This is a genomic window from Fictibacillus norfolkensis (genome assembly GCF_014836645.1).
Lineage (GTDB): Bacteria > Bacillota > Bacilli > Bacillales > Fictibacillaceae > Fictibacillus > Fictibacillus norfolkensis.
The window spans coordinates 307,319-322,304 of sequence record NZ_JACSQM010000004.1; the positions used below are offsets into that span (position 1 = coordinate 307,319).

The following is a 14,986-nucleotide window of genomic DNA, read 5'->3' on the forward strand; positions in this document are numbered from 1 at the left end:
TATTGTAGGCGGTATCCATGTGGAACTGCACTAATCTTGTCTAGTTTTGACCACAAACCTTATATCTGCCTAGATCCAAAATTAGGACCGGGACAGAGGGAGCAAACAATAAAAGTCTAGGATTTTTCCTATGCCTTCTTCCTCTATTGGAAAGAAGGTTTTTTGCACTTCTGGCCCTGTTAGTTAAAGGCGATTCCGTATGCTTTGTTGCTTTTGAAGGATGTTGATTTACGCTCCAGGTTGCTCGCTTTCCGCGGGGCGACCGGTGAGCCCCTTGCCGCTTCGCGCCATTAAGGGTCTCATCTGACCGCTCGTCCCGCAGGAGTCGGCAACCTTGCGCTTCAATCAACTTGCTATGATGACTTAGGTTCCAAATAGCAACATTCCGTTAGAAAGAACCTAACAAAAAAATTCAGAAACAACATCTTATGGAAAAAGCCAAACAAAAAACAGGGAGGCTTTATGATGAAAACGACGAAGAGTTTTCTTAAGATGAAGAGAGATGGCGAAAAGATCACGATGGTAACGGCTTATGATTATCCGACTGCCGTAATCTGTGAAAAAGCGGAGATGGATCTTTTGTTAGTCGGAGATTCTCTTGGCATGGTCGTGCTTGGCTATGATTCTACGATTCCTGTGACGATGGAAGATATGATCCATCATACAAAAGCGGTAAAGCGCGGCGCGCCGAACACGTTTATCGTAACAGATATGCCGTTTATGACGTATCACGGTTCGATCGATGAAACGCTGAACAACGCACGAAGAATTCTTCAAGAAAGCGGTGCTTCTGCAGTCAAAGTAGAAGGCGGAAAACAGATCGTTCAGACGGTTGAACGGTTGACTGACGCTGGCGTTCCTGTAATGGGACACCTTGGTCTTACACCTCAGATGGTAGGTGTGATGGGCGGTTATGGTGTTCAAGGAAAAGAAGAAAGAGATGCAGAGCGACTGATCGAAGAGAGTCTGTTGCTTGAAAAAGCAGGGGCGTTCGCGATCGTTTTAGAATGCGTTCCGCAGCAGCTGGCTGAAATCGTAACAAAAAAATTAAGAATTCCTGTTATCGGAATTGGTGCAGGTAAACATACAGATGGGCAGGTCCTCGTCTACCACGATATGATAGGCTACGGTTTTCACCATGTACCGAAGTTTGTGAAAACGTATGGAAACGTGAAGGATGTCATGGTAGAAGGACTTTTAAAATATAAAGAAGACGTAAGAAAACAGCAATTTCCGGAAGAAAGCCACAGCTTTAATATGAAAGCTGAAACGCTTCATTCTCTGTATGGAGGAGTTCAATCGTGAAACAGATCAATTCTATAAAAGACATGCAAAAACTGATCGCTGATGAAAAAAGAGCTGGAAAAGTAATAGGATTCGTACCTACGATGGGATATCTGCATGACGGCCATCTATCATTGATCGAACGTGCGAAGAACGAATCTGATGTGATCGTTGTCAGTATCTTTGTTAATCCGCTGCAATTTGGACCGAACGAAGATTTTGACAGATATCCTCGTGACCTTGATCGTGATCAGAAATTGGCATTGAAAGCTGGAGCAGATGTGTTGTTTTTCCCTGAAACGAAAGAGATGTACCCCCAAGAATCAGTCGTTACGGTTTCTGTAAACAAACGAGTAGATGCGCTATGCGGGGAAAGCCGAGTGGGGCATTTTGACGGAGTGGCGACAGTATTAACAAAGCTTTTTCATATCGTTTCACCCGATTTCGCTTATTTTGGTTTGAAAGATGCTCAGCAAGTAGCTGTCATTGAAGGTCTTGTTGAAGATTTTAACTTCCCGATAAAAGTGATCGGGTGTGAGACGAAGCGTGAGGCTGATGGTCTTGCGATGAGTTCTAGAAACGTTTATCTGTCTGACAGTGAAAGACAAGAAGCGGTTCATCTGAGTGAATCTCTTATAAGAGCGAAAAAATGGCTTTTAGAGGGTGAGAGTGGTGAGACCGAACAAAAGATGATAAAATACTTGGAGGAACATACGAGCGGTATTGTAGATTATTGCAAGATTCTTTCGTATCCTGAACTTCTTCCTCCTACACCTGAATCGAAAAAGTTGATCATTGCTGTAGCTGTAAAATTCAGCAAAGCACGTTTGATTGATAATGTCATCTTAGACAATATTTTAAGCAGAGAAGAAAGCGAGGAAGAAACATGTTCCGTACGTTAATGAAAGGCAAGATCCACCGTGCTACGGTGACTGAATCTAATTTAAACTATGTTGGCAGCATCACGATCGATGAAGATATCTTGGATGCTGTTGATATGATTCCGAACGAAAAAGTTCAGATTGTAAATAATAATAATGGTGCACGTTTTGAAACGTATATTATCCCTGGTAAACGAGGGTCTGGTGTGATGTGCTTAAATGGCGCTGCAGCACGTCTCGTGCAAGAAGGGGATGTTGTTATTGTTATTTCCTACGGAATGTATGATGAGACCGAAGCAAGACATCATGTACCGAAAGTTGCGATTATGGATAAGAACAATCGTGTACAAGAGATGCTCGGAGTTGAACCTGAGGCTACTATTTATTAATTCGATATAAACAAGCCACAGGGGAATGAGGTGAAGGCTATGACACGGCGATTTGTCGTTATCGATTTTGAAACAACAGGAAATTCAGCAACAAAAGGAGACCGAATTATTCAGATCGGTGCGGTCGCCGTTGAGGCAGGACAGATAACGGACAGATTCTCGACGTTCATCCAGCCAGGCGTTCCCATCCCCCCATTTATTGAGCAATTGACGGGCATTAACGATGAAATGGTGAAAGATGCCCCGTTGTTTGAAGAAGTGGCACCAAAGCTCCTTCAGATGTTAGAAGGAGCTTATTTTGTTGCCCATAATGTTATGTTTGATTATTCGTTTCTGCAAGGTGAACTCGACCATGCTGGTTATTCGCGGCTATCCATGCCGTTAATCGATACGGTTGAGATGTCAAGACTGCTTCTTTTAGGAGCAGACGGCTACCAGCTAGGGATGCTTGCCGATTATTTAGGGTTAGAACACCTTAACCCTCATCAAGCTGACAGTGATGCAGAAGTAACAGCGAGACTCTTGATTCACTTATTAGAAAAGCTAGAAAATCTCCCACTCGCAACACTCGAGAGGCTCACACCTTTTCTTAAGAAACTGCAGAGTTCTTTAGAAAGCATCGTAGGGGATATGATCGCGGAGAAGTCAGCTTTTTTAGCAGATGAAGAGACATATGATTTTTATCGTAAGCTCGCTCTTAGAAAGAGACCGGATTTTGTACAATCTTCAGATGATGATTTTACAGAGTTTAACGATGATGAGGTTCATGATCAGCTTCAGCAGCATATGCAGCATTATGAAGTGAGAAAAAGTCAGCAGAGAATGGTCGAACTCGTCGATGAAGCTCTTCATACGAATCAGCACCTTATGATTGAAGCGGGAACGGGTGTAGGAAAATCACTCGGTTACCTTATACCGGGTATTCGGCATGCGAAAGAAAAAGACCGGCCGCTTGTCGTTTCTACTCATACCGTCCAGCTTCAGCAACAGCTGTTAGAACGCGACGTTCCGCTGTTGAAAAGAATCATGCCGTTTGATTTTACAGCGACTCTTCTTAAAGGAAGAAATCATTATCTATGTTTAAGAAAATTTGAACATACGCTAATGGATCATCACGATGACAACTACGATATGAACTTTACTAAAGCACAGTTGATCGTATGGCTTACAGAAACAGAGACAGGTGACGTAGAAGAACTGTCGATGGCGTCAGGCGGAAAGCTGTTTTGGAACACGGTTAAAAGTGATGCCAATTCTTGCTTGAACCATAGATGTCCTTGGTTCTCCAGATGTTATTATCACAAGCAGCGGAGAGCCGCTCATGAATCAGATCTTGTGATCACGAACCATGCGTTGTTGTTTACAGACTTAAAGTCTGATAATCAACTGCTGCCAGCTTATAAAGAAGTCGTCTTAGATGAGGCGCACCATGTAGAAGAAGTCGTAAGCGATCATTTTGGAAAAGAAACCGATTATTTTTCATTCGTTAAGCTCTTAGATCGTCTATCTCAGACTGATGGAGATGGAATGATGAATACGTTTAGGGAGATCTGTGATCTTCTTGAAGTCCCTAAATATGAACACCATCTTGCCAATTGGGATAATCTCTTTTCTGATGTGAAGAACGAGCTTGATGAGATCTTTAAGCAGATCAAGACGATCTGTTTACGCAAAGCCAAATCGTCTCGCTCAACCGAGTTGACGAAATTAACGCTACGTTATACAAAAGAGGATATCGAGGCTGCCGCGTGGGAACCAGTTCTGGAGATGGAAGCACGAGCACGTCAGTTTATGGGTGATCTTGTGAAGCCTGTAAAACGTGTTTTGAAGAGCTTTGATCAGTACGAAGAACATCTAACGGTTCAGCAAAAAGGTTTCTTAGTCGACCTAGAAGGCATCTTAAACGATCTGCAGGACGAGATGACAAATCTTCACCACTTATTGTCTTGCCCGTTATCTGAAGAAGTGTACTGGATGGAAGCAGAGTCAAAAGGTCCGAGACATGCAGTTACACTCTTTGCAAAGCCGGTTGAGATCGATCAGATTCTAGCTGATAAATTCTTTGGTAAGAAAAGCTCGGTCGTGCTCACATCTGCGACGATGAGTGTGAAGAACAGCTTCCGTTACTTGAGTGAGAGGCTTGGACTTTTAGACTTTGGTCCGATCAGCGCACAGCTTCCTTCTCCGTTTCAATATGAACAACAAGCGAAGCTGATGGTGCCAACAGACATTCCGCTCATTAATGAAGTGGATCAGAAAACGTTTGTTAAAAAAATCTCGTCTTCTCTGTACGAGATCGCAAAAGTAACGAAAGGGCGCATGCTCGTTCTGTTCACTTCTTACGAGATGTTGAGAGAGACACACGGAGCGTTCAAAAGCTTGATGGATGCCGAAGAATTCGTATTGATCGCACAAGGCGTTGATTCTGGAAGCCGGGCGCGTCTTACAAAGAACTTTCAGCGTTTTGATAACAGCATCCTGTTTGGGACGAACAGTTTTTGGGAGGGAATCGATATCCCTGGTGACGATCTTTCTTGTCTCGTGATCATCCGATTGCCGTTCACACCGCCAGATCAGCCTGTGATGGCCGCTAAAAGCGAGAAGTTGAAAGCAGAAGGCGGAAATCCGTTCTATGACCTTTCCCTTCCACAAGCGATCATACGCTTTAAGCAAGGATTCGGACGATTAGTAAGAAGCAGTCGAGATAAAGGAGCCGTGTTCGTGTTCGACCGAAGAATGATCGAGACGAGATACGGAAAATCCTTCATTCAATCACTGCCAAAGCTTCCTGTATCGATCAAACCGATCGATGAACTCGTGTCAGAACTGGATGATTGGATGGAATAAGGTGAAAGAAGAAGCAGATTTTTTGCTTCTTCTTTTTTCTTTACCCTCAATTTTTGTTTCATGCAAAAAGGTGAGGGTAGAAGGACATATTTCTCCCTTTAGCGAATCAAATACATCATAAAATATATAGAAGGAGTTTCCTATATGATTCGTGAAGCAGAAAAAAGGGATAAAGATAAATTGCTCAAACTTTACCGTATGTTAGTGCCAAACAGTAAAAAGATGTATGTAAGAGAAGAACAAATTGAAACAATCAGGCATGATCGTAACAATTTTCTATTTGTTTATGAGAAAGATGGAGAGCTGATGGGGACGTTAACATTAAACATATGCCTGGAAGCATTGCATGGTTTTCGACCTTATGGAGTGATTGAATATATTATCGTACATGAGGAATTTCGTGGTAGAAATATAGGGAGGAAACTTTTACAACATGCTGAGGATTATTGCCGTTCAATCGACTGTCACAGAATCATGCTTTTGAGTAGCATAAAGCGAGACAGAGCTCATCAGTTTTTTGAAAGAGAAGGCTTTGATGGATTGGTTAGTAGAGGTTTTAAAAAATATTTGTAGGTATTAACTTTAAAAGCAGTCACCTCTTTCTAAAAGAGGTGATTTTCTTTTTGAAACCCAATAGATACGTTTCTGGTTTTTCAGGACGTTTTTTGGCTCTTTATATGTTCCTAATAATAACCAAACAAACTTGGCTTATTGCTTTTTGTTGATAGACAAGCTATTCTCCTTTGGCATGTATCTTGCAATGAATAAAATGAATATTCAAAATTATTATAGATTCTCTCATAGAATTAGCTTTTTTGAAGAGAGATCTCTATGAATGGAGGAGAAATAAACCTTGAACAAAAAATGGATGTCTGTAACGTTGGCCGTGACGCTTGGTTTATCACTGACTATACCATCAATGAGCTTCGCGAAAAACAAGGACGATTGGAATGGAAACCTCGTGATTGCTGGTGGAACATTAGGCAGTAGCAATAAGGAAGTGTATAACGAATTTATCCGTTTAGCAGGTGGTAAGAAAAAGGCGAAGATTGGGATCATACCTGCAGCAAGTAGTTCCTTAAAATCTTCACAAAGCTTTAAAACAGATCTCATTACATATGGTTTACATGAACAACAGATCGAGATCGTTCCTCTCGCAAATCAAGATTTCAGCGGTACACCAGAAGATGAATCGAAATGGAAAAAAAACGCAAACAACAAAAAAATAGCCAGAACGATTGAGAATTATAGTGCGGTCTGGTTTGTTGGTGGAGATCAGCTTCGAATTACAGATACTTTAGTTAAATCGAACGGGCATCGGACGAAAGCGTTAGATGCGATCTGGAAGATGTATAGAGAAGGAGGTGTCATTGGAGGAACGAGCGCTGGAGCAGCCATCATGAGTGAAGTGATGATTACAGGTGGGGACAGCTTAGGCGCACTAAATAATGAGTTTGTTAGGAAGAGCAAACTGAATTCAAGTAAGGAATTCGAACCAGTGCATCTTGAAAAAGGTCTCGGATTCTTTAGATATGGTATCGTAGACCAGCATTTTGATGAACGCGCACGTCTTGGCAGATTGGTGATGACAGCTCTAAAAGAAAAATCAAAGAAACAATTTGCTTATGGTGTAGATGAAGATACGGCTCTTATCGTGAACAATAAACAAAAAACAGTAAAGGTAATCGGAAGAAGCGGTGTATCTGTTGTTGATGTTAGTAGAGCGAAGGTGACAGATTCTGATAAAGCTCATTTTCAAGATGTTTATATCAGCCATCTCGTATCAGGTGATACCTTGAATGTTTCTACTAAAGAGTTTTTCATAAGCGATCATAAAGATGAGACGAAGAAATATGAGTACTACGAATTCAAGCCACTTGATGCAACAGGAGTTCTTACTTCTTACGGAAGGTTGAAAGAATATCTCTCGTATTCTTTGATCGATAATAGGACAACTGATGCTGTAAAAAGTTATTTGTACGATTCTAAAGGTGAAGGATTTCAGCTTACTTTTAGAAAAACGGATAACACAAAAGGCTATTGGGGTTATAAGGACGGACAAAAAGACGATTATTCTTTTACAAACGTTGCATTTGATGTAGCTCCTAAAAAAGTAAGTTTCAAAAAGAATGCGAATGCGTTCACTGAGTACAAAAAGTCTTCATTTATACCTCCAGTCATCGATCGTTCGGAACCGGTTAAAGGAAACCTTTTAATTGTTGGAGGTTCTTTAGGAAGCAGTAATCAGGACGTATATAATAAGTTCATTGATCTTGCTAAACAACAAGAAGATTCCAGAGTCGGGATCATACCTGCTGCAAGCTCAAGCTTGTCTTCATCTAAGGCGTTTAAAGAAGACCTCGTCCGATACGGGATGTCTTCAGAAAATATAGAGATTCTTCCACTCGCTGTAACTGACGACAAAAAAACACCGGAGGATGAATCAAAATGGGCTGATTTAAATAAGAACGATCAAGAACTCGCAGAAAATGTTGAAAAAATAGATGCGGTTTGGTTTGTAGGTGGAGATCAGACAAAGATTACAGATTCGCTATTGAACAAGAACGGAACAAATTCAAAAGTATTGAACGCGATCTGGAAGACGTATAGAAACGGAGCAGTGCTTGGTGGAACGAGTGCTGGTGCAGCGATAATGAGTGATGTAATGATTGCCGGTGGAGGCAGCCATGATACACTTGCATCCGGATTCACGAATACGTATGACGGAATGCTGCAACAAGAGGGAGGACCAGGTTATCTAGAACGAGGGCTCGGTTTTTTTGAACACGGCATCATTGATCAGCACTTTGATAACAAAGCACGTCTTGGACGCTTGATCGCGGTAGCAGATGAAAAGGGTGAACCTAAGAATTTATCATATGGTATAGATGAAGACACGGCTCTTGTTATTTTTAACGAAGAGAAAAAAGCTGAAGTTGTTGGAAGAGGTGGCGTAACGTTAGTCGATCTGTCTCAACAGTTAAAAAGTCCAGATCTTGGTGAAAGTCAATTCAAGAATATTAAACTATCGTGGATCAATCAAGGAGACTTGCTCGATCTAAAAACGAAGAACATAACCATTAACGAGAAGAAAGAAAGCACGAAAGGTTACGAGTATTACGAACATATCGTCCCGCCTCATTCTGGTGTATTAAGTGCACACGGCAGGTTAGACAAATTTATCTCTTACAATCTTGTTGATAATGCTGGAGCGGAGAGTGTTAACAGTTATAGTTTTAATAACGGAAAAGGATTTGAGTTGAATTTTAGTAAGACCGAAGAAACAGAAGGTTATTGGAGATATACGGACGGGCAGAAAGACGATTATTCTTTTGTGAATGTAATTCTTGATATTACTCCTGTATATGTAAAAATAGATTCAATAAAATGATAATCCCAATTTGTGACCGACCATATTTTATCTGGTCGGTCTGATTGTGTTTACCTCTTTTTAAAAGAAGCTAGTTCACAAAGCAAGCAGAAAACAAAGTCATTTTTCCTTCTCATTAAAGGATTCTAAAGTACCTTTTTCGCCAATTTTCTGCTATAGTAAACAAGGAAAAGATTGATGTAAGAGGAGGAAGAACCGTGGAAAGCAAAATTGAAGTTCTTTCGACGCTAAAGGTGGACAAGTCGAGTGACTTGTATAAAGTAGTATCTGAACTGAACAAAACATTAAAGCATCAAGATTTAATGTTTGGGCTCGCGTTAGATGACGAAAATAAAAATAAGATGATTTTTACGATCTATCGCACATAGGAAGGCTTAAATATGGGAAAAAAGTGGATACTTGTTATTATTGGCATTCTAATCTTAGCAAGCTGGCAAGCTTATTATCTGTTTAATGGCGTTCAAGCAAAGCCCGCTAAAAAAGAAGCAGAAGCGGTTGAGATCGCGAAGAAAGAAGAGGACCTCGTTTCTATTACGAATGTGGATCACTTTTATAAGAATGAGACGTATTATGTAGTAGAAGGCAAGAACAAAAAAGGCACAAACAAGATCGTATGGGTCGATAAAGACAAAAAGGTTACCTCTTTTAACGCGAAAGAAGGACTTTCAGAGAAACAGATTCTGAATTATGTGAAACAGAACCACGATGCGAAGACGATCGTCGACAGCCGTTTGGGGATGGAAGACGGCATTCCGTTATGGGAAGTGGTCTATTACGACACGAAGGATCGATACACGTATTTTTACGGTTATTTTGAAAGTGGTGAGCGATACGAGATCTATCGTCTGAAAGAATCAGATCAATAGAAATCAGATGAATAAAAAAGTGGAGGGATTTAGTAGTATGAAGCTTGCAAAACGTGTGGAGGCATTAACTCCTTCAACAACTCTAGCAATCACAGCAAAGGCAAACCAATTAAAGGCAGAAGGGCACGATGTAATCGCACTAGGTGCAGGTGAACCTGACTTTAATACACCGATACATATTATTGAAGCGGCTTATGAGTCTATGAAAGAAGGACACACAAAATATACAGCTTCCGGCGGACTTTTATCATTGAAAAAAGCGATCGTAAACAAGCTGAAGCAAGATCAAGGGTTAACGTATGAAACTTCTGAGATCATCGTAAGTACAGGAGCGAAACATTCGTTGTATTCTCTGTTCCAAGCGATCCTTGATGAGGGAGACGAAGTGATCATCCCTATTCCGTATTGGGTGAGCTATCCTGAACAAGTGAAACTCGCAGACGGTACGCCTGTTTACTTAGAAGGAAAAGAAGAGAATGGATTCAAGATCACGGCAGAAGACTTAAAAAATGTCATCACGAAACAAACGAAGGCACTGATTCTAAACTCACCGAGCAATCCGACTGGATCTCTGTATACAGCAGATGAATTGCGCGCGATCGGAGAAGTTTGTCTAGAGCATGATGTGTTGATCGTGTCTGATGAAATCTATGAAAAGCTCGTTTATGGCGGAGTGAAGCACACATCGATCGCTGAGCTTTCACCTGAACTCAAAAAACAGACGATCATCATCAACGGTCTCTCTAAATCTCATGCGATGACAGGCTGGAGAATTGGTTTTGCAGCAGGTGACGCTAAAATCATCAAAGCGATGACGAACTTAGACAGTCATAGTACATCAAATCCGACAACAACATCTCAGCACGGTGCACTTGCAGCCTATAATGGTACACAAGAGCCTGTTGAAGAGATGCGTCAAGCGTTTGAAGAGCGCATGAACAAAGTGTACGACCGTTTGATCACGATTCCTGGCATCACATGTGTAAAACCGAACGGTGCGTTCTATCTGTTCCCGAACGCTACAGAAGCGGTAAGTATGACAGGATTTAACTCTGTTGATGAGTGGGTAGAAGCTCTTTTAGAAGAAGAAAAAGTAGCATTAGTACCAGGTTCTGGATTTGGTGCGCCTGATAACGTGAGACTTTCTTATGCAACGAGCCTTGATACGATCATGGAAGCGTTAGATCGTATCGAACGTTTTATCAACTCAAAACGCAAGTAATGATTGATTTTTAGAAAGTTCTCCTTCATAATTTTTTTTGGTAGATATTGATAACGTACAGTGGAGGTACATGTAGTGAAAACAACGATTAATAAGCTTAGTGAACACGTAGGCAAGACCGTAAAGATCGGTGCTTGGCTCTCTAATAAGCGTTCTTCAGGTAAGATCGCTTTCTTACAGCTTCGCGATGGATCTGGATTCGTACAAGGTGTTGTCGTAAAGAGTGAAGTTGGTGATGAGATCTTTGCAAAAGCAAAAGGACTTACGCAAGAGTCCAGTCTTTATGTAATGGGTACGGTTAAAGAGGACGAGCGTTCAGCTCTAGGTGTAGAACTTGAAGTGACAGATGTTGAAGTGCTTCATCAAGCGGTAGACTACCCGATCACACCGAAAGAACACGGAACAGAGTTCTTGATGGACCACCGTCACCTATGGATCCGTTCTAAGCGTCAGCACGCAATCTTAAAGATTCGTAACGAGATCATTCATGCGGTGAACGAGTTCTTCTACAACAACGACTTTGCAAAAGTAGATCCTCCGATCCTTACAGGAAGTTCTGCAGAAGGAACGACTTCATTATTCCATACGAAGTACTTTGAAGAAGATGCGTATCTTTCACAAAGCGGACAACTCTACATGGAAGCGGCAGCGATGGCACTTGGAAAAGTGTACTCGTTCGGTCCGACGTTCCGTGCAGAAAAATCGAAGACTCGCCGTCACTTGATCGAGTTCTGGATGATCGAGCCTGAGATGGCTTTCGTTGAACACGAAGAATCCCTTGAGATTCAAGAGCAGTTTATCTCACACATCGTTCAATCTGTGATCAAACGCTGTGAGAACGAGCTGAAGACACTTGGACGTGACATCTCTAAACTAGAGAACGTTAAAGCGCCTTTCCCTCGCGTTTCTTACGACGATGCGATCAAGATGCTAAAAGAAAAAGGTTTTGATGATATCAACTGGGGAGACGACTTCGGTGCGCCGCACGAAACAGCGATCGCGGAAAGCTTCGACAAGCCTGTCTTCATCACGAACTATCCGAAAGACATCAAAGCGTTCTACATGAAGCCAGACCCTAACCGTGATGATGTTGTACTTTGTGCAGATCTAATCGCTCCTGAAGGATACGGAGAGATCATCGGTGGAAGCCAACGTATCGATGACCTTGCGCTTATGGAGCAGCGTTACGAAGAGCACGGATTAACTGACGATGCTTACAAATGGTACCTAGAACTTAGAAAATACGGAAGCGTTCCTCATTCAGGATTCGGTCTTGGATTAGAGCGTACAGTAGCATGGATCTCTGGAGCGGAGCACGTTCGTGAAACGATTCCATTCCCACGTCTATTGAACCGTCTATATCCTTAATAAATTTTAAAATCTCCCTTTCTCGGGGAGATTTTTTATTGTTTTAGGAGGTGTTTTAAGTGTGGGAAACGGGCAATTAAGTCGTTTTGAGGAAGAATTAAGTCGGTTTTGGAAGCGATTAGGTCTAGAATGAAAAAATTAAGTCAAAATCGTACCTAATTAAGTCAAAAAAAGAAAATAAAGGCCGTTCTGCAAATTTCGACAAGCAGCTCAAACCCGCCTCATCACATCCAAAACTACTTTTTTCTCAACATTCACCAGAACAGCGAAAATAAAAAAGCTAGTTTTATATGCTATAATGACAGTAGAGGTGTTTTAGTGATGAACGGTAATTTATTTGAACGATGGATGGCTGAAGGATCAGTCAGCATCCCTAATATGTTAATCAAAACGTACAAACAGATCGATCTATCAGACAACGAATGCATGTTGTTTATACAGCTTCATGTTTTTATAGAATCAGGAAACTACTTTCCGACACCAGTCGAGCTATCTGAACGAATGTCCGCTTCGAGTGATGAAGTGTCTGCTATGCTCCGGTCATTGATCGGCAGAGGTGTGCTCGGCATGGATCAGTTCGAAGATAAAGAAAAAGGCGTCTATTTTGAGGCTTATACGCTTCAGCCACTTTGGAACAGACTTCTTCAAAGTTTAAAAGAAGAAGAGCAGGCCAAAAAAGAGGTACATAAGGAGCATCAGGAACAGAACGTGTTTGTTCGATTCGAAAAAGAGTTTGGTCGTCCTTTGTCTCCGATGGAGCTTGAAACGCTTAAAATTTGGATGGATGAAGATCAACAGTCTCCAGAATTAATTCTCACTGCACTAAAAGAGTCCGTTTTATCTGGAAAGCTGAACTTCCGATATATTGACCGTATTTTATTCGAATGGAAGAAAAACGGCATCAACAGTCCTGAGGCTGCAAAAACGTATGGTGAAAAGTTCAGAGTAAGACAGCTGCAAAAATCAGGTAAACAAGAGCAACCTCGTAACGATACAGGCATTAAACGACCCCAATACAACTGGCTTGAATCGTAATACATGAAAAGGCCTTATACGCTAAGGTCTTTCTTTTTTATAACAGGAGGTAACGTACACGTGTTAAACAAAGCACAGATTCAATTTTGTTTAGAACAGATCGAGGATATGTTTCCAGATGCTCATTGCGAACTTCACCACTCGAACCCATTTGAGCTGACCATCGCGGTGCTTCTGTCTGCGCAATGTACAGATGCGCTCGTTAACAAAGTCACACCAAAACTTTTTGAAAAATACAAAACGCCGCAAGATTATCTGAACGTTACGATAGAAGAGCTGCAGGACGATATCCGATCGATCGGTCTATATCGAAACAAGGCGAAGAACATTCAAAAGTTGAGTGAGCTCGTTATAAACGAATACGGAGGAGAGGTTCCGAAAGATCGAGATGAACTGACGAAACTGCCTGGTGTAGGACGAAAAACGGCAAACGTTGTTGTATCTGTCGCTTACGGCGTTCCTGCTATTGCAGTCGATACGCACGTTGAACGGGTTTCTAAGAGGCTAGCTATCTGTAAATGGAAAGACTCTGTCCTTCAGGTAGAAGAAACATTGATGAAGAAGATTCCAAAATCGCTTTGGGGGGCAACTCATCACCGTTTGATCTTTTTTGGAAGATATCACTGCAAAGCACAAAATCCAAACTGCCCAGAGTGTCCACTCCTCTCCATCTGCCGAGAAGGTAAGAAGCGGATGAACCAAAAAGAAAAGAAGAAGCTGTCACAAAAAAGATAGCTTAAAATCGTAACCGCCATTGGAGTTACGGTTTTTCTTTGTATTTGAGTCTGGAAGGTAGTGATGGACGGCACTCATAGGGGGTATTTTAGTGAGGTGAAGTTGTCATGATTTGTCGACTCGCTGATATATGATTAAAACTCGCCGAATTATCGTCCCAACTCGCCGGATTATGTACGAAATTTCAAGGATTATTGAAGAAATTTCCTGAATTCATCATACATATACCATGGTGGGTATGCTAAAGAAACCTTCAAAACAACATCAAATTCATTCAACAAGGTCTCAACAGCCGAACATCCCCTCAAATACCAACAAATCGTCTCAAAATCTGCACAAAAACCCCTATGTACAAGCAATCACTTTCTTTCTACATACCATATAGAAAGGAGTGATGTTTTTGTGTCATATTCAATCACATATGACTATATTAAGTTAGGTAATGCAAGACCTGGTACGAAGCTTGACGGGCCATTCTTCGGAGTCGCTCACGATACGGGAAACCCAGGGACTTCCGCCCGAAACAACCGAAACTATTTTAACAACCAACAACCGAGTGCGAGCGCACATGTTTTTATAGATGATAAAGAGATCCTTGTGATCATACCGCTCGATGAAAAAGCGTATCATGTTCAATATGGAACACGATTGGACAACCTGCGTTTTGGACGAGAGTCGAATGATGCAGCGATCGGTGTGGAACTCTGCTGGGGAGGCGGGATCAATTTTCAAGAAGCGTATAAACGTTACGTCTGGTTCTGGGGTTACCTTTGTAAAAGATATAACTGGAGACCACAAGAAAAGATCGCAAGCCACAAACAACTAGATCCAGGGCGAAGAACAGATCCAGATAACGCTTTGAATCGGTATGGAATCACATATAATCAGTTCCTAAAAGATGTAGCGAATTCCATATCCAATCAATCAATCCCAACACCAGCACCAAAACCTACACCAGGAGCTAACAC

The 14,986-nt window shown here is 41.6% G+C and carries 12 protein-coding genes and 1 pseudogene; all 13 read left to right on the forward strand.

Annotated elements, in window-relative coordinates:
• Window positions 1–465 precede the first annotated feature (465 nt).
• Complete coding sequence (gene panB / locus H9648_RS11780; protein ID WP_191754084.1) at window positions 466–1,305, forward strand: 3-methyl-2-oxobutanoate hydroxymethyltransferase; 840 nt, start codon at window positions 466–468, stop codon at window positions 1,303–1,305.
• Complete coding sequence (gene panC / locus H9648_RS11785) at window positions 1,302–2,186, forward strand: pantoate--beta-alanine ligase (RefSeq protein WP_191753995.1); 885 nt, start codon at window positions 1,302–1,304, stop codon at window positions 2,184–2,186. Before panB ends, panC begins: the two co-directional genes overlap by 4 nt.
• Window positions 2,171–2,554: an aspartate 1-decarboxylase gene (gene panD / locus H9648_RS11790; RefSeq protein ID WP_066395605.1), complete on the forward strand. Its 384-nt coding sequence runs from the start codon at window positions 2,171–2,173 to the stop codon at window positions 2,552–2,554. The genes panC and panD overlap by 16 nt, the downstream gene beginning before the upstream one ends.
• A gap of 39 nt (window positions 2,555–2,593) precedes the next feature.
• Window positions 2,594–5,401 (forward strand): ATP-dependent DNA helicase DinG, encoded by a 2,808-nt coding sequence (dinG, locus tag H9648_RS11795; protein WP_191753996.1) that lies wholly within the window; start codon window positions 2,594–2,596, stop codon window positions 5,399–5,401.
• Between the two features lie 144 nt (window positions 5,402–5,545).
• The gene (locus tag H9648_RS11800; protein ID WP_191753997.1) at window positions 5,546–5,974 is read left to right on the forward strand and encodes a GNAT family N-acetyltransferase; all 429 of its coding nucleotides are present in this window, start codon (window positions 5,546–5,548) and stop codon (window positions 5,972–5,974) included.
• A gap of 280 nt (window positions 5,975–6,254) precedes the next feature.
• Window positions 6,255–8,792: a cyanophycinase gene (locus H9648_RS11805; RefSeq protein WP_191753998.1), complete on the forward strand. Its 2,538-nt coding sequence runs from the start codon at window positions 6,255–6,257 to the stop codon at window positions 8,790–8,792.
• Window positions 8,793–8,989: 197 nt separating this feature from the next.
• The gene (locus H9648_RS11810; RefSeq protein ID WP_082820684.1) at window positions 8,990–9,160 is read left to right on the forward strand and encodes a YpmA family protein; all 171 of its coding nucleotides are present in this window, start codon (window positions 8,990–8,992) and stop codon (window positions 9,158–9,160) included.
• Window positions 9,161–9,172: 12 nt separating this feature from the next.
• Window positions 9,173–9,658: a cell wall elongation regulator TseB-like domain-containing protein gene (locus H9648_RS11815; protein WP_191753999.1), complete on the forward strand. Its 486-nt coding sequence runs from the start codon at window positions 9,173–9,175 to the stop codon at window positions 9,656–9,658.
• Between the two features lie 37 nt (window positions 9,659–9,695).
• The gene (locus tag H9648_RS11820) at window positions 9,696–10,880 is read left to right on the forward strand and encodes a pyridoxal phosphate-dependent aminotransferase (protein ID WP_191754000.1); all 1,185 of its coding nucleotides are present in this window, start codon (window positions 9,696–9,698) and stop codon (window positions 10,878–10,880) included.
• Window positions 10,881–10,955: 75 nt separating this feature from the next.
• Window positions 10,956–12,248, forward strand: coding sequence for an asparagine--tRNA ligase (asnS, locus tag H9648_RS11825; protein WP_191754001.1), 1,293 nt, complete (start codon window positions 10,956–10,958; stop codon window positions 12,246–12,248).
• 321 nt (window positions 12,249–12,569) lie between these two features.
• A complete protein-coding gene (locus H9648_RS11830; protein WP_191754002.1) occupies window positions 12,570–13,283 on the forward strand; it encodes a DnaD domain-containing protein in 714 nt (237 codons plus the stop codon).
• Window positions 13,284–13,343: 60 nt separating this feature from the next.
• Window positions 13,344–14,018, forward strand: a complete 675-nt coding sequence (gene nth, locus H9648_RS11835) for an endonuclease III (RefSeq protein ID WP_191754003.1) — start codon at window positions 13,344–13,346, stop codon at window positions 14,016–14,018.
• A 402-nt stretch (window positions 14,019–14,420) separates the two neighbouring features.
• Window positions 14,421–14,921, forward strand: a pseudogene (locus H9648_RS20690) (peptidoglycan recognition protein family protein); the annotation flags it as partial.
• Between the last annotated feature and the right edge of the window lie 65 nt (window positions 14,922–14,986).

Coding starts and splice junctions, on each gene's coding strand:
- panB (WP_191754084.1), top strand. CDS start 466: ATGAAAACGACGAAGAGTTTTCTTAAGATGAAGAGAGATGGCGAAAAG.
- H9648_RS11830 (WP_191754002.1), top strand. CDS start 12,570: ATGAACGGTAATTTATTTGAACGATGGATGGCTGAAGGATCAGTCAGC.
- dinG (WP_191753996.1), top strand. CDS start 2,594: ATGACACGGCGATTTGTCGTTATCGATTTTGAAACAACAGGAAATTCA.
- panD (WP_066395605.1), top strand. CDS start 2,171: ATGTTCCGTACGTTAATGAAAGGCAAGATCCACCGTGCTACGGTGACT.
- H9648_RS11820 (WP_191754000.1), top strand. CDS start 9,696: ATGAAGCTTGCAAAACGTGTGGAGGCATTAACTCCTTCAACAACTCTA.
- H9648_RS11815 (WP_191753999.1), top strand. CDS start 9,173: ATGGGAAAAAAGTGGATACTTGTTATTATTGGCATTCTAATCTTAGCA.
- H9648_RS11800 (WP_191753997.1), top strand. CDS start 5,546: ATGATTCGTGAAGCAGAAAAAAGGGATAAAGATAAATTGCTCAAACTT.